17 protein-coding genes are annotated in these 22906 nt (G+C 64.1%); 5 read left to right on the top strand and 12 right to left on the bottom strand.

Going from position 1 to position 22906, the window contains the following annotated elements:
* Nucleotides 1–99: 99 nt before the first annotated feature.
* On the bottom strand, nt 100–483 hold the full coding sequence (locus ACIQ3Q_RS12960) for a hypothetical protein (protein ID WP_396269508.1): 384 nt from the start codon (nt 481–483) through the stop codon (nt 100–102).
* 251 nt (nt 484–734) lie between these two features.
* Nucleotides 735–1328: a hypothetical protein gene (locus ACIQ3Q_RS12955; protein ID WP_396269507.1), complete on the bottom strand. Its 594-nt coding sequence runs from the start codon at nt 1326–1328 to the stop codon at nt 735–737.
* A gap of 289 nt (nt 1329–1617) precedes the next feature.
* On the opposite strand from ACIQ3Q_RS12955, the gene ACIQ3Q_RS12950 reads away from it, so the two are divergent.
* Nucleotides 1618–1752 carry a hypothetical protein gene (locus ACIQ3Q_RS12950; RefSeq protein ID WP_396269505.1) on the top strand — a complete coding sequence of 45 codons (135 nt, stop codon included), beginning with the start codon at nt 1618–1620 and terminating at the stop codon, nt 1750–1752.
* A gap of 18 nt (nt 1753–1770) precedes the next feature.
* Here the strand turns inward: ACIQ3Q_RS12950 and ACIQ3Q_RS12945 are convergent, their stop codons facing one another.
* The 10 genes from ACIQ3Q_RS12945 to ACIQ3Q_RS12900 all read right to left on the bottom strand — a co-directional run bounded on the left by ACIQ3Q_RS12945 (nt 1771) and on the right by ACIQ3Q_RS12900 (nt 13767).
* On the bottom strand, nt 1771–2499 hold the full coding sequence (locus ACIQ3Q_RS12945) for a hypothetical protein (protein WP_396269504.1): 729 nt from the start codon (nt 2497–2499) through the stop codon (nt 1771–1773).
* A 76-nt stretch (nt 2500–2575) separates the two neighbouring features.
* On the bottom strand, nt 2576–3115 hold the full coding sequence (locus ACIQ3Q_RS12940; protein WP_396269502.1) for a hypothetical protein: 540 nt from the start codon (nt 3113–3115) through the stop codon (nt 2576–2578).
* A gap of 229 nt (nt 3116–3344) precedes the next feature.
* The gene (locus ACIQ3Q_RS12935; protein WP_396269501.1) at nt 3345–4715 is read right to left on the bottom strand and encodes an MATE family efflux transporter; all 1371 of its coding nucleotides are present in this window, start codon (nt 4713–4715) and stop codon (nt 3345–3347) included.
* Complete coding sequence (locus ACIQ3Q_RS12930) at nt 4712–5839, bottom strand: hypothetical protein (protein WP_396269499.1); 1128 nt, start codon at nt 5837–5839, stop codon at nt 4712–4714. Before ACIQ3Q_RS12930 ends, ACIQ3Q_RS12935 begins: the two co-directional genes overlap by 4 nt.
* A gap of 17 nt (nt 5840–5856) precedes the next feature.
* Nucleotides 5857–7395 carry an alpha-amylase family glycosyl hydrolase gene (locus tag ACIQ3Q_RS12925; RefSeq protein ID WP_396269497.1) on the bottom strand — a complete coding sequence of 513 codons (1539 nt, stop codon included), beginning with the start codon at nt 7393–7395 and terminating at the stop codon, nt 5857–5859.
* 21 nt (nt 7396–7416) lie between these two features.
* The gene (locus tag ACIQ3Q_RS12920) at nt 7417–9003 is read right to left on the bottom strand and encodes an alpha-amylase family glycosyl hydrolase (RefSeq protein ID WP_396269495.1); all 1587 of its coding nucleotides are present in this window, start codon (nt 9001–9003) and stop codon (nt 7417–7419) included.
* On the bottom strand, nt 9000–9890 hold the full coding sequence (gene malG, locus ACIQ3Q_RS12915) for a maltose ABC transporter permease MalG (protein ID WP_396269494.1): 891 nt from the start codon (nt 9888–9890) through the stop codon (nt 9000–9002). Before malG ends, ACIQ3Q_RS12920 begins: the two co-directional genes overlap by 4 nt.
* On the bottom strand, nt 9891–11426 hold the full coding sequence (gene malF / locus ACIQ3Q_RS12910; RefSeq protein ID WP_396269493.1) for a maltose ABC transporter permease MalF: 1536 nt from the start codon (nt 11424–11426) through the stop codon (nt 9891–9893).
* 5 nt (nt 11427–11431) lie between these two features.
* Nucleotides 11432–12610 carry a maltose/maltodextrin ABC transporter substrate-binding protein MalE gene (malE, locus tag ACIQ3Q_RS12905; RefSeq protein ID WP_396269492.1) on the bottom strand — a complete coding sequence of 393 codons (1179 nt, stop codon included), beginning with the start codon at nt 12608–12610 and terminating at the stop codon, nt 11432–11434.
* A complete protein-coding gene (locus ACIQ3Q_RS12900) occupies nt 12610–13767 on the bottom strand; it encodes an ABC transporter ATP-binding protein (protein WP_396269491.1) in 1158 nt (385 codons plus the stop codon). Before ACIQ3Q_RS12900 ends, malE begins: the two co-directional genes overlap by 1 nt.
* A 329-nt stretch (nt 13768–14096) precedes the next feature.
* On the opposite strand from ACIQ3Q_RS12900, the gene ACIQ3Q_RS12895 reads away from it, so the two are divergent.
* From ACIQ3Q_RS12895 to malQ, 4 genes are all read left to right on the top strand, one after another.
* Nucleotides 14097–16562 carry a glycogen/starch/alpha-glucan phosphorylase gene (locus ACIQ3Q_RS12895; protein WP_396269490.1) on the top strand — a complete coding sequence of 822 codons (2466 nt, stop codon included), beginning with the start codon at nt 14097–14099 and terminating at the stop codon, nt 16560–16562.
* A 184-nt stretch (nt 16563–16746) separates the two neighbouring features.
* Entirely contained in the window at nt 16747–18993 is a 2247-nt protein-coding gene (glgB, locus tag ACIQ3Q_RS12890) for a 1,4-alpha-glucan branching protein GlgB (protein WP_396269488.1), read from the top strand.
* 20 nt (nt 18994–19013) lie between these two features.
* Nucleotides 19014–21176 (top strand): glycogen debranching protein GlgX, encoded by a 2163-nt coding sequence (gene glgX, locus ACIQ3Q_RS12885; protein WP_396269487.1) that lies wholly within the window; start codon nt 19014–19016, stop codon nt 21174–21176.
* Nucleotides 21177–21211: 35 nt separating this feature from the next.
* Nucleotides 21212–22795: a 4-alpha-glucanotransferase gene (gene malQ, locus ACIQ3Q_RS12880; protein ID WP_396269486.1), complete on the top strand. Its 1584-nt coding sequence runs from the start codon at nt 21212–21214 to the stop codon at nt 22793–22795.
* Nucleotides 22796–22906: the final 111 nt, after the last annotated feature.

Below are 22906 nucleotides of genomic sequence, written 5' to 3'. Positions count from 1 at the left end.
TCGGTGAAGGTGTCGGCGCCGCGCATAGGTCTCTCTCAGATCGAGATGCTCACATTGTCCTCGCTGCGCCTCGCTCGACCATCACAACCGGTCGGTATTTCAGCAGCCTGTTAGGCGCAATACTTCAATGGCTGAGTCGCGTAGCTTCTTTCCAACGGAAGTTTCGAAAAACACTGTTGCCTCTTGCAGTCGTCGTGCATCTGAAAAATTGGCCTGTACAACTTCAGCGGCTAATTGATTAAATGTGGTCGGGGTTAAATTGGAATTAACGCAAGCATAATACTGCTTATGTGGGCCATCTTGCATCGAATCTTCATATATTACATCCTTCACCAAAAATGCGATGGATTCATCAGCTCGGTATGCAGCCACAAATCTCTTTACGTCACTCTCCAATGGAGGAGCTGCCATAGATGGCGTGGTTAATAACAAAAGAATTACGGCGAGCACTTTCCGAGTTGAAGTTGTTATTGAGTAATTCATGATTTCCATTTCCTTTCGCAACCTATTTAAGTTTTAAATACAAAATTCACAAAGTCGCCGTGTTTTGCTTGGGAATTTGGTGGAGCAACCAACCACACCAAAGTGAATGCGATAGCGTAAATATGCAGCAGCCTGAATGATTCAGCAGCTACCAATGATTCCAAATCAGCTGTTTTAGCCTGCGTGGATTTTAGCAACTATTGCCAAGTGCCACACAGGCAATAGTCAAGACATGACCCAAAATTCTCTCCTTAAGTACCATCTCCGCCGCTTCTGCTTACCGTTGGGGATGCCACCTCGGGCAAATCCAAATCTCTATAAAGTGCGCTCATCACATCACTTACTCTGCCAGCGACTAGGTCGAATAGTTGCGCCGCATTCAGCTCGTTTTCACTATGACCTGAAGCAAGCCACAACTCTAGATTGAATCCGAGCCCCATTTTGCCGAATAGGTCGTCAAAGCTTTTGCGCGCGTTTGGACTAAGGAACAACTCTCGCTCCTCTAAAGCACGAGCAATCGTTTCTCGATGCTGCAGAAGCGACATATTCTCTTCTGTCGACAAAGATTCAGTACGCGACTCAAAATCAGATTCGCTCCGAATTTCGGCACTTCTCGCATTACAGTAACGTCGCAGTGCCAGCAGCTTTGCAGTCAATGCCTTCAGCGCCGCTAGACGCTCCGTATGGAGAAGATCTGAACGACGTTGCTGAGCCTTGAACTCCTCCAAAAGTCTGTCATATTCATGCTTGATGGAACTATCGAGGCGGGACTTCAACCACCAGCGGAGGACCGTAGCTATCGCGCCCATGATTCCAGCGATAGTAATGAAATCTGTTGCGTTCATATGTGTGCTTGAAAAACTGGCTTGCAATGCTCAACGGACAAATAAAGCAATCATTGCATGCGTGCTACTAGGGCAATAAATAGGGAATCACTTGCTTTTCGCGCGGATGCAAAATTTGGGCAGGTTTCAATCCTATACCTCCCAAAGGTTACTCCCGACACATTCGTCGCGCTCAAGCACTCGGCTGACGTACTCAGCCCGAGAACTGCTCGACTTCCTTGGGCGCCGCAGCACACTTGTTCACTGGATTGACAGGGGCCATGGACTAAAGCCCTGACTTCGATAAACCATGAGAATCAAGACCTCAAAGAGCCCGCAATACTTCTCCCAACATCTGGCGGAACGTCGCAACATTCAAGCCTTTTGCCTGCCGTTTTCTAACGATGGGGCCGACGATTTAAGCTGTGACGCGCAAGAAGGCTAGGAGAATTCAATAGACGCCTCACCATACACACCCATGGTAAAAGCTAGAGAAGGTCTCTTCTGCAGCACTCCGAAGCACAGTATATAGCGACGGCGAGAAAAAAGCCCCATGGTCCTTAGCACTAAAAAACATATCATCCCCTTGTATTTCCTCATTCTTCCTGTATTCAACGAAAAAGTTCCTCCGCAGATCGGTTCGGACCATCCAATCGAGATCTACCTCCTCTCCAGTCAAAGGGTGAGGCTCTTCGGAAATTAGCATTCTCTTAGACACCCCTAACAAAGTACATTTAAGGAGATAGGAACAGTGATATGCAACGAAGTCGGCCAGTTGAATTCCTGGAATAACTTTTGAATCGCAATCTGGCATGACAACAACATCGTTGAGTAATCGAGTTCTGCCAAGAATTCCTTGATCTAACTGCACTGATTGCGGAATCTTCAATCTGTTCCGGTGAGTAATCTGTTGTGCTATCTCCGAAATCGCTTGGCGCAGCTCAGGCCGTTCTGAAGTTGGGGCGATGTAGACACCATACCTGCAATACTGCAAGACAATACCCCTCACTTTGTCTCGCAACTCATGCCTACGAGGCGAGTTCGCCATTCGGTAGCCGCTTTTGTATTCGTCGACACCCGGAGTAAGCCCGACATCCTTGATTGCCCCATTCACCAGCCCTGAGGGGTCTTCTTCGCAATGGACGAAGCCGACACAGATGTATCCGAGAGAATCCTGAATGCTTTCGTCCACGAAAATCAATCTCGTGCATCCTAAGGTTTGTAATGATCCACAACGGTACGAATCGGCTCGAACAAGATGACAAACCTCACCGACGGCTGTAGAACTGAAGTTCCCATTGTGGAAGGGAGAGGTCAGCAGCCTTGGCGACGATGCGTATAGCATTGATCGCGTCTTTGTACTCTGATGCGGCCGTAATCTCGGTCCAGTTGAGCTTGTTGCGGTGCGAGGTCTTGGCGAGGATCAGGCGATCTACCGGACAGTGGGGCGGCTCTGCGACGTGCCCCAAACACCAAAGGTACTTCAATAGAAGGTTCAGCAGTTTCTGAGCCACCCCGAACTTGTAGCCGTCGGGGCCTAGCAGCTTGCCACCTTCGGCGGTGGCGAACTCGACGAGGCGTTCGATGTTCGCAATGTGTGCAGCCTCACTGCACCCCGTCTTGTAGCTCGAAAGTAGCTGGGTCTCGATGAAGCTGAGTACGCTTGCTCTGAACGAATCGCTGGCACGATCTTTGGCGGGAATCGCAGAATTGTAGAGGTTCGCGCGCTGGACTGATGCACCCCACGCCAGTATTGCGACTTCGCTGTAGAGGAAGCGTTGTTGCGCATTGCGGGTGAAGGTGGGCATATTTGTGAGGCCAAATCTATAGGTGTAGCGACAAACGAAAGTTTCCCGCAAAGCTCTGTCGCCCCCAACACTCTGGGCGAAACGCCAACAATTGCTTCACCATGTTGACCCATCACGCACCAGGCAGTACGGAAATACAAAATCAACAGATTGGCATCTAGACGCAAGGCTCTAAGCCACTATAGCCACTCAAGCCCTCCACCTCAACGTTCAGTTGAGCAGATCATCATCAGCATGATCCCCTCACCCTCCTCACCCTCCTCGCCCCCCTCACCCAAGCCAAGCTCCGCCACCGCCGCCACATCAGCAGCCCCCGCAGCCACTCATCCGCCGCGTAAGCCAACCACACGCCAACCAGGCCCCAGCCAAGGCCTAGGCCCAGCAGCCAGGAGCCGCCGGCCAGCACGATGAGCATGACACCGGAGCCGACGAAGACAGGGTGGCGGGCGTCGCCGGTGGCGCGCAGGGCGTTGATGACGACGAGGTTGAAGGTGCGGCCGGGCTCGACCAGCACGTGGCACCACATCAGCGTCACGCCCATCTGGATCAGGGCTGGGTCTTGGGTGAACCATTGCAACCACCACGGCCCGGTGGCGGCCATGGCGGCGGCCAGCAGGGTGCTGAAGATGAGGCCCAGGCCCAAGGCGCGGCGCAGCAATTGGTCGGCCTGGCGCAGGGCGCCTGCGCCCACCAGGTGGCCCACCACCACTTCGGCGGCCAGGCCTGCGGCCAAGCCACCCAGCATGGCCAGGGTGCCGAGTTGAAACACAAAGCCGTGCACGGCCATGGCCCCCGTGCCCAGTTGGCCCACCACGGCCATGCTGGCCAAGAAGGCCAGGCGGTAGGCAATGTTCTCGGCGGCGGCCGGGGCGCCAATGCGCAGCACGTCGCGCAGGGGCTCGCGGGGCAGGCGCCACAGGTCAGAGGCGCGCAGGTGCAGGCCCACGCCGCGCCACAGCAGCCAAAGCGCCACCAGCGCGGCGATGCGGCTAACAGCAAAGGCGGCCGCAAAGCCAACCAGGCCAAACTGGCCTGCAGGCATCCACCACAGGGACAGGCCGAGTTGCAGGGCCAGCATCAGCAGCACCACGCCCAAGGTGCGGCGGGCGGCCAGATGGGCGCGCAGCACGGCCACACCGCAGGCCACCCAGGCGTCCAGCAGCATGGCGGGGGCAAGGGCTTGCAGCAGGGGCGTGGTGTGCTGGGCCACCTCGGGCGGGCTGTTCAGCCACAGCGGCCAATTGGCCGCACCGGCCCAGGCCAGCAGCGCCGCCGAGCCACCCAGCGCGGTGGCAGCACCCATCGATGCGCGGGCCACTTGGGCAGCCTCGCCCGCCCGGCCAGCGCCCAAGCGCTGGGCCACCACCACGCCCACGCCAGCCCCGACGATGCGAAACAGCAAGAACAACAAGGCCACCACTTGCATGGCCAAAGAGAAGGCCCCGGCAGCGGCGGGCCCCAGCCGCGCGGCCCACACCGTGCCCAACAGGCCCACGCCCAGGCCCAGCAGCAGCTCGGTGAACAGCGGCCAGGCGATGGGCCAGATCCGGGGGGTGGCGGGCGGTGCGGCGTGCGTGGGCTTCAGCGCAGGCAGGCTCAAGATCTATCCACCCGGCAGGCCGAGGCCTCTTGCACCCACTGCGCCAGTTGGGCGCGCAGGGCTTGGCGGCTGGTCTCGTCGCACAACGCGGGCACTTCCGTGCCCAGCAGCTCGGCCTGTTGCAGGCTGGCTTCGCGCAGCCAGTCTAGGCGCGCCAGGGTGGTGGCGGTGCAACTGCGGCCACTCAAGTCGTCCTGTACGTCGTGCCAGTGGGCGTGCCAGCTTTGGCGCAGGTAGAAGGCTTTGGCAGCAGCGTCGTCGCGGGTGGCGGCGGCGCGCTGGGCGGCCAGTTGCTGCCAGGCGTTCATCACCGGCGCTTGGCCGCCCTTGGCCACCACGGCCATGGCCGCGTGGGCATAGGCTTGGGCCACGGCGGCATTGAAGTGGCGGGCGGCCTCCACCGCAGCGGCCAGGCCACGGCGTTGCTCCAGGTCTAGCCAGGCGCCAGAGAGCCAGCGGGTTTCAATGCGCTCGGCCACATGGTGCGCCGGCAGCTGGCCTGCGGGCAGCACGCCATCACCCGCGCTGTTCAAGCCCAGCCGCGCATCAAAGCGGTAGCAATAGCCCAGGTCAAAGCGCCACACTTGTTGGCCATCATCCAGCAGGTTGCCGGGGCTTGGGTCCCAGTCGAAAAAACCATTCACGGCCAGGGCGCAGCCGCTGTTGAGCACTTGGGTCAGCATGCGGGGGTCGGTGGCCGACGGTGGCTGGGCCCGGGCCACCCAGGGCGACACCAAGAGCCCATGGCGCAGCGAGCCCCACACCGGCAGGTGCACGCCGGTCAGGCGCGCGCCCTGGGCTTGCAGCGCGCGCAGCTCGCCATGGCGCAGCAGCTCGTTCACAAAAGCGGTTTCGCCATCGGCATTGCGCACACGAGATTGCGGCCGGGCCTGCTTGATGGCCCAGCGCCGCCCTTGCTCGTCTTGCCAGCAGCGCACCACCGCCGTCAAGCCGCCATCGCACACCTGTTTGACGCCGGGGCTGTCGTCTTGCAAGGCGGCCAGTTGGGCCACGGGGGCGGGCAAGGCGCGGGCGTCGCCCAGCAGCAGGTTTTCACCAGCCTGGGCGCGGGCCAGCCAAGAGCGGGCCTCGGCCAGACGCTGGGCGTCCAGTCCGGGGGCCATGAATGCATCGGGCGCGTTCACTGGACCCGCTTATAAGTGCTGTAGCCGGTGATGGGCGTCACATCGGGCTGCAGCACGCGCACACCGCCAGGGGGCAGGGTCACCTCCAGCATGGCGGCCAGTGGGTTGGGCGTGGCGCTGCCGGGGGCGAGCAGGTCGCGCAGGGGCGCGTTGCTCATGACCTTGGAATTGGGCAGCAAGAGCACCTCAGTGATGGTCTCGTGGCTGGGGTTGGCGATGACAAACACCGACTCGCCAATGCGATCCGTGTGGCGCTCAAAGGCCAGCAGGCGGGTGGCTTCGATGAGGCGGAAGTCGCCCACGCGCAGCGCGCGCTGGGCCTTGCGCAGGGCAATCAGTTGACGCGTCCATTGCAGATCGGCTTGCTCGTCGTGCACCAGGTCCCAGCGCATGGGGGCGCGCATGCCGGGGTCGTCGCCACCGGTCATGCCCAGCTCCGAGCCGTAATACAAATTGGGCGCCCCCGGCAGGGTGAACTGCAGCAGTTGCGTCAGGCGGCGCAGCGTGGGGTCGGGCACGGTGGTGGCCAGGCGCGGGGTGTCGTGGTTGTCCAGCATCAACCAGCTCTTGAGCAGGTTGTCCACGCCGGCATCGGCAATCAGGCGGTTCAACATGCGGGCGGCGGTGGCCACCGGCAGCTTGCCTTGCACCATGCGCAGGATGATCTCGCGGGTGCTGAAGTTCATCACCCCATCCACGCTGGGGAACCACTCTTGCGGATAGGTCCACAGCTCGCCCACCACCAGCGAGCCGGGCTTTTCGTCATGGGCGTGTTGGGTCAGGTCTTCCAGCACATTGAAGCCGATGTCGTGGCCCACATCCAGGCGCCAGCCGTCAATGCCGTCGCGCAAGTAGCTGCGCACCACAGAGTCTGGCCCGGCATACAAATGCTCGCGGGCGGCCGGGTGCTCCATCACCAGCTCGGGCAGGTTTTGGGCGTTGTACCAGCAGCGCACGCCGCCAGGGTAGGCGGGGTTGAACTCAAACCAATCGCGATACGGGCTGGCCGCATCGGCCTGGGCCTGCTGAAAGATGGGCGCATTGCGGCCCATGTGGTTGAACACGCCGTCCAGCACCAGCTTCATGCCCCGGCCATGCAGGTCGGCCGCCAGGGCTTTGACGTCGTCGCGCGTGCCGTATTCGGGCGACACCTGCTGGTAGTCCAGCGCGTCGTACTTGTGGTTGGTGTAGGCGCTACAGATCGGGTTGAGGTAGAGCACGTCCACACCCAGGCCTTGCACATGGTCGAGGTGGGCGCGGGTGCTGGCCAGGTCGCCACCCCAAAAGTCGATCTCGTGGCTCCAGACCTTTACGTCCTCCAGGTACTGGCCTTGGGTGGGCAGCTCGCTCCAGTCGCGCAGGCGCTTGGGCGCGGGGTAGAGGTGGCGCTTGGCATCCAAGTTGCTGCTGGGCGCAAAGCGGTCCACCAGCACTTGGTAGACGATGGCGCCGTTGCGCCAGTCGGCCTCGCGGGCTTCATAGCGGCCGTGCACGGCGCGGTCATGGCGGTTAGCGCGGGGGTCTTGGGAGGACATAGACGTCATGGGTAATCAAACTCAAGGGGTGCGCTTGTAGGGCGTGTAGCCCGTCACGGGCTCAAACACCGGGCGCAGCACGCGCACACTGCCTGCGGGCACGGTGATGCGCAGCAGGCCGGCATCCAGGCTGGGGCGCTCCGCAGGCTGCGGGCCTAGCAGGTCTTGCAGGCCGGTGGCGTTCATCAGGCTGGAATTGGCGATCATCACCGTCTCAGTCACGTCTTGCTCGCTGGGGTTGGCCAGCACCAGCACGGTGTCCATGGCGCGGTCGGTGTGGCGCTCAAAGGCCAGCAGTTGGTCGGCTTCAACGGCACGCCAATCGCCCACCCGCAGCGCGCGGTGGGCCTTGCGCAGGGCGATGAGCTGGCGGGTGAAGGTGAGCGCGGGGTGGCCCGCCTCGACCACGTCCCAGCGCATGGGGGCGCGCTGCTCGGGGTCGCCGTCACCCAGGGTGTCGATCTCGCTGCCTTGCCACAGGTTGGGCGAGCCCGGCAGGGTGAACTGCAGCACCTGGGCCAGGCGGCGCTGGCGCTCGTCGGGCAGGCGGCTGGCAATGCGCGGCAGGTCGTGGTTGTCCAACAGGGTCCAGCTTTTAAGCAAGGGGGCGATGCCGCTGTCGGCCACCATGCGGGCGATCATGCGCTGGGCTGTGGCGGGCTTGAGCTTGCGCTCGGCCACATCCAACAAGATGCGGCGCAGGGTGAAGTTCATCACCGCGTCCGCCGCTGGGGGCTGCTGGCCCTGGGGCGTGAGCCAGCCGGCAGGGTAGTTGACGATCTCGCCCACCAAGAGCGAGCCGGGCTTCTCGGCGTGCGCGGCCTGGGTCATTTGGCCCAGCATCGTGGTGCCAAACTCAAAGGCCGTGTCCAGGCGCCAGCCGTCCACGCCGTCGCGCAGGTAGCTGCGGATCACCGAATCCCGCGCGGCAAACACATGGTCGCGCACGGCTGGGTTTTCCAGGTTCAGTTCGGGCAGGTTGATGGCGCCCCACCACACGCGGGCTTGGGCCGTCTTTTCAAACTGCGGGCCGATGTAAAACCAATCGCGGTACGGGCTGCGTGGGTCAGCCAGCGCGCTTTGGAACTTGGGCGAGTTGCGGCCCATGTGGTTGAACACGCCGTCCAGCACCAGCTTCACGCCCTTGGCATGCAGGTCGGCGGCCAAGACCTTCACATCGGCGCGCGTGCCGTACTCGGGCGAGACGGCTTGGTAGTCCAGCGCGTCGTACTTGTGGTTGGTGTAGGCCAGGTGGATGGGGTTGAGGTAGAGCACATCCACCCCCAAGCCCTGCACATAGCCCAGCTTGCTGCGCAGGCTGTTCAGGTCGCCGCCCCAAAAGTCGATCTCGTGGCTCCAGACCTTGGCCTCGGGCAAGAACACGCCTTTGGTGGGCAGCTCATGCCAAGCACGCAAGCGCTTGGGCGCGGGGTAAAGGCTTCGCTTGGCCTCTAGGTTGGCCGCCGGCGCAAAGCGGTCCACCCACACTTGGTAGACCACCGCGCCGTTGCGCCAATCTTGCTCGCGCTGCTCATACACCGAAGGCGCGGCGTTGGCGGCCACGCTCACCCATGCAGCGGCCACACTGGCCCACAGCTTGATGCTCATCCCTTGACTCCACCGGCCGTCAGGCCCGAGACAATCCAGCGCTGGGCCAGCAAAAACACGGCAGTGATGGGCAGGCCCGAGAGCACCGCCGCCGCCGCAAAGTCGCCCCACAAATACTTCTGTTCATACAGGTAGTACTTGGAGCCCACGGCCAGGGTCAGGTTGGGCTCTTCGCGCAGCAAGATGCTGGCAATGGGGTACTCGATGATGGTGCCGATGAAGGCCAGCACAAACACCACCATGAGGATGGGCACGGCCATGGGGAGCAGCACCAAGCGGAAGGCCTGCCAATGCGTGGCGCCGTCAACCTTGGCGTTTTCTTCAATCTCGACGGGGATGGTGTCGAAGTAGCCTTTGATCGTCCAGACATGCGTGGCCACGCCGCCCAGGTAGGCGACGATCAAACCGGTGTGGGTCTCGACACCCAACCAGGGCACATGCTGACCCAGGCTGTCGAAGATGGCGTAGATGGCAATCAGCGCCACCGCCACCGGGAACATCTGCAGCAGCAGCATGCTGTTGAGCAGCCCCGCCTTAAATCGGAACTTGAGCCGTGCAAAGGCATAGGCGGCGGTGGTGGAGATGGTGACGATCAACAGCGAGGAGATGGTCGCTATCTTGATGCTGTTCCACAGCCACAGCAGCACTGGAAATGGCGGCTGCACCACCACGCCATCGGCGCGCGTCCAAGGGATGCCCAGCGCCAACGCCCAGTGCTCAAAAGTGATGTCGCGCGGGATGATGTCGCCCGTCGCAAAGTTGCCTGGCCGCAGCGAGATGGACAGCACCGCCAGCAGCGGCATCAGGGTCAGCGCAATCAAGGCCCACAAGGCCACATGCGTGGCCCAGACGCGAATGCGTTGGCGTTTACCAGTGACGATGGCCATTTATTTGGACGCCTTGGTGAGTCGCAGGTTGATCAGCGCCATGGCCGCCACGATGATAAAGATCATGGTGGAGATGGCGGCCGCCAGGCCAAAGTTGGCGCCAGCGTCGGTGAAGGCAATGCGGTAGGTGTAGCTGACCAGGATGTCATTGGTGCCTGCGGGCAGCTTGGAGTTGAGGATGTCCGGGCTGCCATTGGTCAGCAGGGCGATCAACACAAAGTTGTTGAAGTTGAAGGCAAAGGCCGACACCAACAGCGGCGTGAGCGGCTTGATGACCAAGGGCAGCGTGATCTTGAAGAAGTTGGTCAGCGGGCCCACACCGGCCAGGGCGCTGGCTTCATACAAGTCGGCCGGGATGGCTTTGAGCAGGCCCGTGCACAGAATCATGATGTAGGGATAGCCCAGCCAGGTGTTGACGATGAGCAGCATCGCCTTGGCCAAGAAGGGGTCGGAGAACCAAGCGGGGCGGATGCCGAAGAGCGCATCGAGCACGGCGTTGATCTCGCCAAAGTTTTGGTTGAACAAGCCCTTGAACACCAAGATGGAAATGAAGCCCGGCACCGCATAGGGCAGGAACAGCAAGGTGCGGTAGAGCGTGCGGTGGGCCAGGGCCTCCCAGTTCAGCGCCACGGCCAGGGTCATGCCCAGCGCAGTGGCAAACAGCACCGTCAGGGCTGAGAAGACCACCGTCCAGATGAAGATCTGCACAAAGGGGCCACGGAAGTCCGGGTCGCCCAACATGCGGGTGTAGTTGGCCCAACCCACGTCCACCTTGAAGGCGGGCGAGAGGCGCTCGCCGCTGGCAGCATGCTCAAAAAAACCTTCGTCGCGGTTGACGCCAAACAGCAGGCCATCGGCTTGGCGGGTCAGGCTGCCATCCTCTCCCGCCACCCATAGCGGCCGCAGCGGCGCAAACTCACCCACGCCGGCATAACGCCAAACATCAGCCGAACCCGGTGCTTGCAGGCTCAGGGCCATCAGGCCGTCGCGCTGGGCGATCTGCTCACGCAGCGGCAGCGCAGCACTCGGCAAGGCGGCGCCTTCAGCGCGCGGCTCCAGCGTCACGGTTTGCGCAGGCCCCAGCTTCAGCGCGGGCGTTTGCCAGCGGGCCACGCCGTCAGGGCCGCTGAGCACCAGGCGGTGCTGCCCGCCTTCAGTATGCAGGGTAAAGCGCTGCAAGTGCGCCTCGTCCACCTGGGTTTGGGCCAGCAGGTAGGCGCGGGCGCGCTCTTCGCTGAGCAGGTGGGTGGCCGAGTAGTTGGTAAAGCCAATGCGCACCGTCAAGACCAGCGGCAAGGCCACAAACAGCAGCATGCCAGCCACGCCGGGAAAGAGGTAGCGCGCCGCCAGGGTCTTGGGGGAGAGATAGATATAGCCCGTGACCATGCCGCCCACACCGGCGGCCACGGCCCAGATGGGCTCACCCGCGAGGTGGATGCGAAAGACCAGCCAGGCCCAGGCCAGGGCGCCCAGGGCGGCCAAGGCCCAGCCCAGGGCTTTGGTGAGAGAAAGAGATGAAGATGCAGCAGTACGCATGGTGATCAGCGTTTCTCCATGCGGGCGGCCGCGCCCTTGAGCGCGTCGGCCGGGCTTTGGCGGCCTTGGGTGATGGCCTCCAGCGCGGCGTCCATGGCGGGCCAGAAGCGGCCCGTCTCGGGGATGTTGGGAATGGGCTGGCCCAGGCGCGCATTGGCCATGGTGGCGGCAATGGCGGGGTCGGCAGCCAGCTCGGCGTAATAGGCTTTGTTGGCCGGCGTGCCCAAGGGCACATCGGCGGAGACCACCTTCAGGCTCTCGACCTTGAGCAGGTGGTTCTCCAGGAACTCGCGGGCAATGTCCTTGACGGGGCTGGGCGCGGCAATCATGCAACCCAGCACGCCCACAAAAGGCCTGGAGGGTTTGTCGGCACTGAGGCCCGGAATGGGGGCGACGGCAAAGTTGATGCCGGCCTTGCGGGCGTTGTCCCAAGCCCAGGGGCCGGAGATCATCATCGCTACCTGGCCCTTGGCAAAGCTGGCCTCCATTTCGGCATAGCGTGCCCCACGCGCCATCACGCCATCGTCCAGCAGGCGGCGCAACAGGGTGGCCCCCTTCAAGGCGCCCTCGTTGGCCACGCCCACTTGGCTCGGGTCCAGCTCACCTTTGGCGTTAAGGCCAAAGATCTCGCCGCCCGCCCCGGCCAGCAGGGGCCAGGTGAAGAAGCTCTTGTTGTAGTCCCACAGAATGGCCTTTTTGCCTTGGGCACTCAACTGTTTGTCTAGCGCGATGACCTCGTCGAAGGTCTTGGGCACTTTGGGCACCAGGGCGGTGTTGACGATCAGGCCCACGGCCTCGATGGACAGCGGATAACCCCAGACCTGGCCTTTGAAGGTGAAGGCTTGCCAAGCGGCCTCGTCAATGCCTTCGCGCACGGCTTTGGAGGGGCGCAGCGGCACGATCAGGCCGCTGCGGGCCCATTCGCCCGTGCGGTCGTGCGGCCAGCACATGATGTCTGGGCCTTTGCCCGCACCAGCGGCCGCCTGGAACTTGTCGGGGGCGCCTTCAGGGTGCTGCACCACCACCTTCACGCCGCTCACCGCCGTGAAGGCATCGCCCACTTTTTGCAGGCCGTTGAAGCCCTTGTCGCCGTTGATCCAGACCAGCAATTCAGGCGGGGCAGCCTGGGCGGTGCCCTGCAGCGCGCACAGCAAGGCGGCTGCGGCGGTGAAACGCTTGCGCATCATGCGACCCGCGCTTGGCGCATGGCCCCGGCGCTGGCGGCCAGGCGGTGGTAGGCCAAGCCTTCTGCATTGAAGAGATAACACCACTCGGGCGGCACTTCAAAGGCCAAGGCCTGGCCGGCGGCCAAGGGGGTGCGGCCGTCCAGCAGCACCGAGAAGGGCTCGGGCGTGTCGGTGCCCACAGCGCAAGTCGCCACGTCTACATAGGCCTGGGTGCTGCTGCCCAAGGCCTCCACAAAGGTCACCGGCGCTGTCAGGGTTTGCGCGCCGCTGGCATCGGCCCCCGCCAGCGCCAAGTGCTCGGGGCGGATGCCCAGCGTCACCTTGTCACCCGGCTTGGCGCCTTGCGCATTGACGGTGGCGTGCAGCACCTCGCCGGTGCTGAGCTTGACCCGCGCCCCGGCGGCATCGGCCGCAACGATCTCGCCGACCAAGAAGTTCATCTTGGGCGAGCCGATGAAGCCCGCGACGAACAAGTTGCAAGGGTGCTCGTAAAGCTCGATGGGCGCGCCCACCTGCTCCACCTTGCCTGCGCTCAGCACCACGATGCGGTCGGCCAGGGTCATGGCCTCGACCTGGTCGTGGGTCACATAGATCATGGTGGTCTTGAGCTCGTCGTGCAGCTTGGCAAACTCATAGCGCATGCGCACGCGCAGGGCGGCGTCCAGGTTGGACAGCGGCTCGTCAAACAAAAAGACCTGGGGCTTGCGCACGATGGCCCGGCCAATGGCCACGCGCTGCCGCTGGCCGCCCGAGAGGTCTTTGGGCTTGCGGTCCAAGAGGTGGTCGATGTGCAGCACTTTGGCGGCGCGGTGCACGGCGTCGTGGATCTCTTGCTGGCTCATGCCCGCCAACTTCAGGCCAAAGGCCATGTTGTCGAACAGGTTCATGTGCGGGTAGAGCGCATAGGACTGAAAGACCATGGCGATGCCGCGCTCGGCCGGGGGCACGTCGTTGACGCGGCGCCCGCCAATGGACAAGTCACCGCTGGTGATGTCTTCCAGCCCGGCGATGGTGCGCAGCAGCGTGGACTTGCCGCAGCCCGAGGGGCCGACAAAGACCATGAATTCGCCATCGCGGATGTGCAGGTCCACCCCTTTGAGAATGGTCACATCGCCATACGCCTTGCGCACACCAGAGAGCAACACCTCAGCCACAGAACTTCCTTTCAAGCCCCCAGCCCTCGGGCGGCGGCGTATGTTTTGGATTGACGCAAAGGCGCAGACAGACCACGGGTACGGCAAGCCGAAGTCACGACGCCATGCCCGCTTCGCGTCAGTCCAATGTAGATTAAGTACAGCGATAGATGGCATTTCACAACGAAACAGCCCAGCAAATCAAGAGGTCATTCCCCGCTGAATCAATAACTTATTGGACACTCCGGGAATACCAGATGTAGTCAAACTACATTTGGACTACACAAAGCGGAGCGAGACACCGATACTTCCGTCTGTCCACTGAGGAGTCCCCCCCTGCCATGTCATCCATGACCTCGACTGCCCCCGTTGCCGCTGCGGCCAACCCGCTGGTGCCCGCCTTCCATGCCGCCTTGCAGCGCGTGCTGGCCCAACAGACGTCTCAGGGCAGCGCCACGGCCCCGGCCGCGTTCTCGGCCGCAGCGCTGGCTTGCCGCGATGTGCTGATGCAGCGCTGGGCCGACACCCAGGCGCAAGACGCCCAAGCGGCCACGCCCGGCGCCGTCACCACCTCGCGCCGGGTGCATTACCTGTCGATGGAGTTTTTGATGGGCCGCGCCCTGGGCAATGCCGTGGCCGCCCTGGGCCTGACGCCTGCCCTCGACGAAGCCCTGGCCCAAGAAGGCTTGAGCCTGGGCGACGCGCTGGAGCGCGAGCCCGACGCCGCCCTGGGCAACGGTGGCCTGGGCCGCCTGGCGGCTTGCTTCTTAGACAGCTTTGCCGAGTTGGGCCTGCCGGCCTTTGGCTATGGCTTGCGCTACCGCTTTGGCATGTTTGCCCAGCGCATTCAAGACGGCCGCCAAGCCGAAGTGCCCGACGACTGGCTGCGCCTGGCCGACCCCTGGGATGTGCCACGCCCCGAGCTGCGCTACACCGTGGGCTTTGGCGGCCGCATGGTGACGGAAGGCGGCTCGCGCCGCTGGGTGCCAGCAGAGCGCGTGGTGGCCGAGGCCCATGACTTCATCGTCCCAGCCCACCACAGCCAGCGCGTAGCCACCTTGCGCCTGTGGCAAGCCAGCAGCGCCGAGCCCATCGACCTGCAAGCCTTTTGCCGCGGTGACCATGCCGCAGCCGGCCGCCACCAACTGGCCGCCGACACGCTCAACTGGGTGCTCTACCCCGACGACAGCACCGAAGCCGGCCGCCTGCTGCGCCTGAAACAAGAGGCCTTCTTGGTCAGCGCCTCGGTGCAAGACATGGTGGCCCGCCACCTGCGCCAGTACGGCAGCTTGAACCAGCTCGGCCGCTCGGAGGCCATCCACCTCAACGACACCCACCCCGCGCTGGCCCCGGCCGAGCTGATGCGTGTGCTGCTGGATGAACACGGCCTGGGCTGGGACGAGGCCTGGAAGATCACCCGCGATGCGGTCTCTTACACCAACCACACCCTGATGCCCGAGGCGCTAGAGACCTGGCCCGTGCGCATGATGGAAGCCTTGCTGCCGCGCCATCTGGAGGTGATTTACGAGATCAACCACCGCTATCTGCAAGCCGCCCGAGCAGCCGGCGCCGACGAGGGCATGGTGCAGCGCATCTCGTTGATCGACGAGCAGGGCGAGCGCCGCGTGCGCATGGCCGCGCTGGCGGTGGTGGCCTCGCACCGCGTCAATGGCGTGTCGGCCTTGCACTCAGAGCTGATGGTGCAGACCTTGTTTGCCGACTATGCGCGCCTGACGCCTGAGCGCTTTCACAACGTGACCAATGGCGTCACGCCGCGCCGCTGGCTGGCCCAGGCCAACCCCGGCTTGAGTGCGGTGCTGGACAAGCATGTGGGCAGCGGCTGGCGCCAAGACTTGGCGCAATTGCAAACCCTGGCACCTCTGGCCAAGAAGGCCAAAGTGGTGGCCGAGGTGCAAGCCGCCAAGCGCGCCAACAAGCAACGCTTGGCCGAGCGCATCCGCCGCGACTTGGGGCTGGTGGTCAGCCCTGACAGCCTGTTTGATGTGCAGGTCAAGCGCATCCATGAGTACAAGCGCCAACTGCTGAACCTGCTGCATGTGGTGGCCCGCTATCAGGCCATCATTGCCAACCCTGATGCGCCCTGGGTGCCGCGCACCGTGGTGCTGGCGGGCAAAGCGGCTTCGGCCTATCACGCTGCCAAGGGCATCATTGCGCTGGCCCATGACATTGCCCGCGTGGTCAACAGCGACCCGCGCGTGGGCGACAAGCTCAAGCTGGCTTATCTGCCCAACTACGGGGTGAGCTTGGCCGAGATCATCATGCCGGCGGCTGATTTGTCAGAGCAAATCTCCACCGCAGGCACCGAGGCCTCGGGCACCGGCAATATGAAGTTCAGCCTCAATGGCGCGCTGACCATCGGTACCTGGGACGGTGCCAACATTGAGATGGCCGAAGCCGTGGGCGAAGAACAGTTCTTCATCTTTGGCCTGCGCACGGAAGCCGTGGAGCAGCTCAAAGCCCTGGGCTACGACCCGCGCCTGTATGTGGAGCAAGACCGCCGCCTGCAGCGCGTGCTGGCCGCCATTGGCGACGGCACGTTCTCGCAGGGCGATGCTGAGCGTTATCGTTGGCTGGTGGACAGCCTGCTGCAGCGCGACACCTACTTGCTGATGGCCGATTTTGCCGACTACCTCGCCGCCCAAGAACGCGTGGATGCGCTCTATGCCAACCCCGCCGAGTGGGGCCGCAAGGCCGTGCTGAACATCGCGGGCATGGGCAGCTTCTCCTCAGACCGCACTGTGGCTGAATACGTCGAGCGGGTGTGGTCGGCCAAGAGCTTGCCTGCGGGTGCTTGAAGACTGTTTTTTGAAGACCGTTTCGAAGACCGCCACAGAGGCACAGAGACACTGAGGAAACACAATGAGACAACGGCCATTGACGCTGCGCAGAAGCCCGTACTCGCCATCAGGCTGCGGTGGCCCTTGTTGAATTTCTCTGTGCCTCTGTGTCTCTGTGGCTAAGTATTCATGCCCCCCCCACATGCCCGCACTCACCCCTGACGCGCTCACCGCCCTGATCCAAGCCCGCCACCCGGACCCCTTTGCGGTGTTGGGCATGCATGCTGACGAGCAGGGCTATTTGTGGGTGCGCACCGTGCAGCCCGGCGCTTTGGGGGTGGAGGTGCTGAACGAAGCTGGGGACAAGGTGCTGGCGGCACTCAGCAGCGTGCAGGCCGAGGGCGTGTTTGAGGCGCGCTTGCCCAAGACACGCGCCAAACTCAGTTCATCAGGCCACAAGCCTGCGTATCTGCTGCGCATCACTTGGCCCAGCGCCAGCGGCCCGATCACCCAGACCCTGCCCGACCCCTACGCCTTTGGCCTCTTGCTTCATGAAACCGACTTGATTGCCTGGCGTGAGGGCCGCCTGCTGCGGCCTTGGACGGCGCTGGGGGCTCACCCCATGAGCCTGGCCCCGCTGCACAGCACGCGGGCCGTGGCCGGCGTGCGCTTTGCCGTCTGGGCGCCGCACGCCCAGCGGGTGAGCGTGGTGGGCGACTTCAACGGCTGGGACGGCCGCCGCCACCCCATGCGCCGCCGTGTGGAGGCCGGTGTCTGGGAGGTCTTTGTGCCGCAGGCCGAGATCGGCCAAGCCTATAAATTTGAGATCGTCAGCGCCCAGGGCCAACTGCTGCCCCTGAAGGCCGACCCCTTTGCCCGCGCGGCCGACCTGCGCCCAGCCAATGCCAGCCGCGTGGCCCCCGCGCTCACGCCGCCCGCGCCCCGCTGGCCCGCCGCCGCCCGTGCCCAAGCACCGCAGGCCGCGATCAGCATTTATGAGGTGCATGTCGGCTCTTGGCGCCGGAGAGATAACGGCGAGTTCTATGACTGGGACCGCCTGGCCGCTGAGCTGCCCGGCTATGCCGCCAGCCTAGGCTTCACGCATGTGGAGCTGATGCCGATTGCCGAGCACCCGTACGACCCCTCTTGGGGCTATCAGTGCCTGGGCCTGTTTGCGCCCACCGCGCGCTTTGGCGATGCCGCCGGTTTCGCTCGCTTTGTGCAGGCCTGTCATGCGGCAGACCTGGGCGTGATCTTGGACTGGGTGCCCGCCCACTTCCCCACCGACGCCCACGGCTTGGCGCTGTTTGATGGTGCGCCGCTGTTTGAATACGCCGACCCGCGCGAAGGCTTTCACCGCGACTGGAACACCGCCATCTATGACTTTGGTCGCAACGAGGTGCGCAACTTTTTGTGTGCCAATGCGCTGTACTGGCTGGAGGTGTTTGGTGTGGATGGGCTGCGTGTGGACGCGGTGGCGTCCATGCTCTACCGCGACTACTCCCGCAATGCCGGTGAGTGGGTGCCCAATATCTATGGCGGGCGCGAGAACCTGGAAGTGATCTCGCTGCTGCGGCACATCAACGGCACGCTGCGCGCGCTGGTGCCCGACGCGATCGTGGTGGCTGAGGAGTCCACCGCCTTCCCAGGTGTGACGGCACCACCCGAGCAGGGCCTGGGCTTTCACTTCAAGTGGAACATGGGCTGGATGAACGACACCCTGGCCTACATCCACGAAGACCCGGTGTACCGCCGCTGGCATCACGACAAGATGCGCTTTGGCCTCACCTACGCCTTCTCTGAAAAATACGCCCTACCCATCTCGCATGACGAGGTGGTGCACGGCAAGGGCTCGCTGCTGGGCAAGATGCCGGGCGACGAGTGGCAACGCTTTGCCAATGTGCGCGCCTACCTGGGCTTTATGTGGGGCCACCCGGGCAAGAAGCTGCTCTTCATGGGCCAAGAGTTTGCGCAAACCCACGAGTGGCGCAGCGATGAAGCCCTGCCTTGGGAACTGCTGCAACAGCGCACCCACAAAGGCGTGCAGCACCTGCTGCGCGACCTCAACCATTTGCTGCGCCATGAGCCCGCACTGCACCAGTGCGACGACAGCCCGCAAGGCTTTGAGTGGTTGGTGGTGGACGACGATGCGCAAAGCGTTTACGTCTGGCTGCGCCGCGACACGCAAGGGCGGCCGCTGATGGTGGTGTGCAACTTCACGCCCGTGCCGCGCGTGGGCTACCGGATCGGCTTGCCAGGGCCTGAGGAAGGTAGCGCCAGCGCCTGGGTGGAAGTGCTGAACACCGATGCCGGGCTGTATGGCGGCAGCGACACGGGCAATGCATCGAGCCCGCAAGCGGTGCAGGCCTTGCCCTCGCACGGCCGCTCGGCCTCGCTGGTGCTGACCTTGCCGCCGCTGGCCACGCTGTTCTTGAGTCCGGCCTCTTGAGTGGCTGAGGCTTGTTTGTTGTGACGCACTCCTCTACCCCCACCACTGCGCCTGGCTTGGCCGCCGTGCTCGCCTGCCCGCAGCTCTTGGAGGGACGGCCCGAGCCCCTGGGCAGCACGCCCCTGCCCGGCGGCGTGAACTTTGCGGTGTGGTCAGACCATGCCCAGCGCATCGAGCTGTGCGTCTTCAGCGCCGATGGCCGCACCGAGCTGCGCCGCTGGCCGCTGCATGGGCCGTTCGCCGGTGTGTTCCATGGCTTTTTGCCCGGGGCCGCACCGGGCTTGGTGTATGGGCTCAGAGCCCACGGCCCCTGGGCGCCTGACCACGGCCACCGCTTCAACCCCGCCAAGCTTTTGTTGGACCCTTGGGGCCGCGAGATCATCGCCCCCACCGAGGGCTTTGCTTGGCGCGAAGAACACCTGGGCCATGCTGCCCACCACACCCAGCAGCGTGATGAGCGCGACAACGCGGCCTGGGCCCATAAAAGCCGCGTGGCCGCCCCGGCGGCCGATGCGCCCGGCCACCTGAACCGGCCCCATCGTGCGCCGCATCAGCGCGTCTTGGCCGAGGTGCATGTCAAAGGCTTCACGGCCCAGCACCCCGACGTCCCCCCCGCACTGCGCGGCACTTATGCCGGCATGGCCCACCCGGCGGCCATTGCGCACTGGCAGCGCCTGGGGGTGACCACCTTGTCGCTGCTGCCAGTGCAGCAGTGTTTGTCGGAGCCGCATTTGCAGCCACTAGGGTTGCCCAATTACTGGGGCTACAACACGCTGGGGTTTTTCAGCGCGGACCCGCGCTGGTCCACCACACCGCATGACCCACGCGCGGCGGCCAGCGAGTTTCGCGCCATGGTGGCCAGCCTGCATGCGGCCGGGCTGGAGGTGGTGCTGGACGTGGTCTACAACCACACGCCGGAGGGCAGCGAACAAGGCGCCACCTTGTGCTGGCGTGGGCTGGACCACCGCCAGTGGTATGCCCACGAGACAACCGCCGCCGCGCATGACCCCACGCGCCTGCGCAACCTCACCGGCTGCGGCAATGCGCTGAATGTGGCCCACCCCATGGTGAGCCGCTTTGTGCTCGATTCTCTGCGTTACTGGGTGCGCGAGATGGGCGTCGATGGCTTCCGGTTTGATTTGGCCCCGGTGCTGGGGCGCGACCGCAGCGGCCGCTTCAACCCCGAGGCGGCCTTCTTCACCGCGCTGCGCCAAGACCCGCTGCTGAGCCAAGTGTTGATGATTGCCGAGCCCTGGGATGCCTCGGGCGATGGCTATCAGTTGGGCCAATTTCCGCCACCCTTCATGGAATGGAATGACAAGTTCCGCGACACCATGCGCGGCTGGTGGCTCAACACTGCCGTCAACAGGGGCCAGATGGCTCAACGCTTTTGCGCCAGCAGCACGGTGTTTGGGCCCAGCCAGCGCAGGCCCTCTGCCAGCATCAACTTCATTGCCGTGCATGACGGCTTCACCACCCACGACGTGGTGAGCTATGCCGGCAAGCACAACGAGGCCAACGGCGAAGGCAACCGCGACGGCCGCGACGGCGAGCTCTGCCAACCCTTTGGCCCCGAAGGCCCGAGCGCCGACCCTGCCGTGCAGCAGCGCCGCGAGCGCACTCGCCGCGCCCTGTTGGCCAGCCTGCTGTTGGCCCACGGCACGCCCATGCTGTGCGCGGGTGACGAGCTGGCCAACAGCCAAGGCGGCAACAACAATGCCTACAACCAAGACAACCCGACCACCTGGCTGGAATGGGCCCAGGCCGACCACGGCTTGATGCAGTTTGTGGTCGAGGTGCTGGCCCTGCGCCAGCGCCTGCCCGCCCTGCACACCGACCTCTGGCCCCGCCCCTGGCATGCGGCCGACCCCGCCCCGCAGGCGGCCAGCCGTGTGCACTGGCGCCACCCGGCCGGGCATGAGCTAAACCTGCACGAGTGGCACCACCCGGCCCACAGCCCCGGCGCCGCATTTGCCGGGGTCTACACGCCCCCCGGCCACAGCCAGCCTACGCTGCTGCTGGCCTTCAACCCCGACGACGAGCCTTGCACCCTGCACCTGCCCGACGACGCCCTTTGGCGGGTGGCGCTGTGCAGCAGTGGCGAGCCCCAGCCCAGCGCTGTGCGCGGCACCTTGCACCTGCCCGCGCGCAGCCTGCGGGTGGCCGAACACAGCACCTCCTGACCCCAACACCCCCCACCCTTTGGCGAGACCCTGCTATGGCATCCTCCGCACCCGCAGCCTCCAAGGCTTCTTCCGCGTCCACAGCCCTGCCTGCACTTCAGACCTCTACACCCCGCCTGCCCATGAACCTGTCCACACGGCGCTCCGGTGTGCTGCTGCACATCACCTCCCTGCCCGGGCCGCATGGCACGGGCGACTTTGGGCCCAGCGCCCGGCACTTTGTGGATTGGCTGGCCAGCGCCCAGCAAACCATTTGGCAGTTGCTGCCCACCACGCCCATCGGCCCGGGCGACAGCCCTTACCAAAGCGTGTCGGCCTTTGCGGGCAGCCCGCTGATGGTGGCGTTTGAGCCGCTGATGGCACGGGGCTGGATGAACGCCCCGGTGCTGCCCGAAGGCGGCTTTGAGGCCCAGCGCACCGACTTTGCCAAAGTGGTGCCCTGGCGCATGGCCCAGCTGCGCCAAGCCCACGCCGGTTTTGGGGCCAGCGCCAGCAAGGCCGAACAAGCCAGCTATGCCGAGTGGTGCCAAGCGCAGGCCTCTTGGCTGGACGACTACGCGCTGTTCATGGCCCTGGAAACAGCCGCCAACGGACAGCCCTGGTGGACCTGGTCCAAGCCCCTGGCCACCCGCGACGCCAAGGCCCTGGCCAAGGCGCGCAAGGAGCATGCGGCCGAGATCCAGTTCTGGCAGTTTGTGCAGTGGTGCTTTGACTGGCAGTGGGCCGACATCAAGGCCTATGCCAATGGCAAGGGCATCGCCATCATGGGCGACCTGCCCATCTTCATCGCCCACCACAGCGCCGACTGCTGGGCCCGCCCTGATCTCTACGAGCTGGACGCTCACTTCCAGCCGCGCGAAGTGGCCGGCTGCCCGCCCGATGACATGGGCCCGCTGGGCCAGCGCTGGGGCAACCCGCTCTACAACTGGGAGAAGATGGCCGAGGAGGACTATGCCTGGTGGTCGGCCCGCATGGCCCGCGCGCTGGGGCAGGCCGATGTCTTCCGCATCGACCACTTCCGGGGCTTTGCCGGCTACTACGCCATTCCGGCCAGCTCGCCCGACGCCACCGTGGGCACCTGGCGCACCGGCCCCGGCAAGGCCTTGTTTGAAGCCATCGAGCGCGCCCTGGGCCCGCTGCCCATCGTGGCCGAAGACTTAGGCTTCATCACCGAGGACGTGATTGCGCTGCGCGACGCCTGCGGCTTCCCCGGCATGAAGATTTTGCAGTTCGGCTTTGGCGGCGACGGCACACATGAGTTTTTGCCGCACAACTACACCCCGGCCAGCGTGGTCTACACCGGCACCCACGACAACGACACCGCACGCGGCTGGTGGGACAACACCACCGACGCCGAGCGCGACTTTGCCGGCACCTACTTGGCCTGCGGCGCCCACGACGTGCACTGGGCCATGATGCGCGCCGCCTGCAACTCGGTCTCGGCCATGGCCGTCTTCCCGCTGCAAGACGTGCTGGGCTTGCCCAGCAGCCACCGCATGAACGTGCCCGGCACCATGGGCGCACCCAACTGGGCCTGGCGCTTCACCTGGGACATGGTCGGCCCTGAACCCGGCCGCGTATTGGGCCTGATGGCCAAGACCAGTGGGCGGGTGGGCTGACCAAAGCCCGCGCAAGGACGTAGTCCAGTTACATCGCGATTACGGGGGAACGGGCCGCACCCCGCCCCCTAGGACAGTGCTCTCCCCTATAGAGCACCGGGCCGGGGCTTT

The sequence above is a fragment of the Ideonella sp. genome, assembly GCF_044358605.1.
In the GTDB taxonomy this organism is placed as follows: domain Bacteria; phylum Pseudomonadota; class Gammaproteobacteria; order Burkholderiales; family Burkholderiaceae_C; genus Ideonella.
This window is presented reverse-complemented; position numbering and strand designations above follow the sequence as displayed.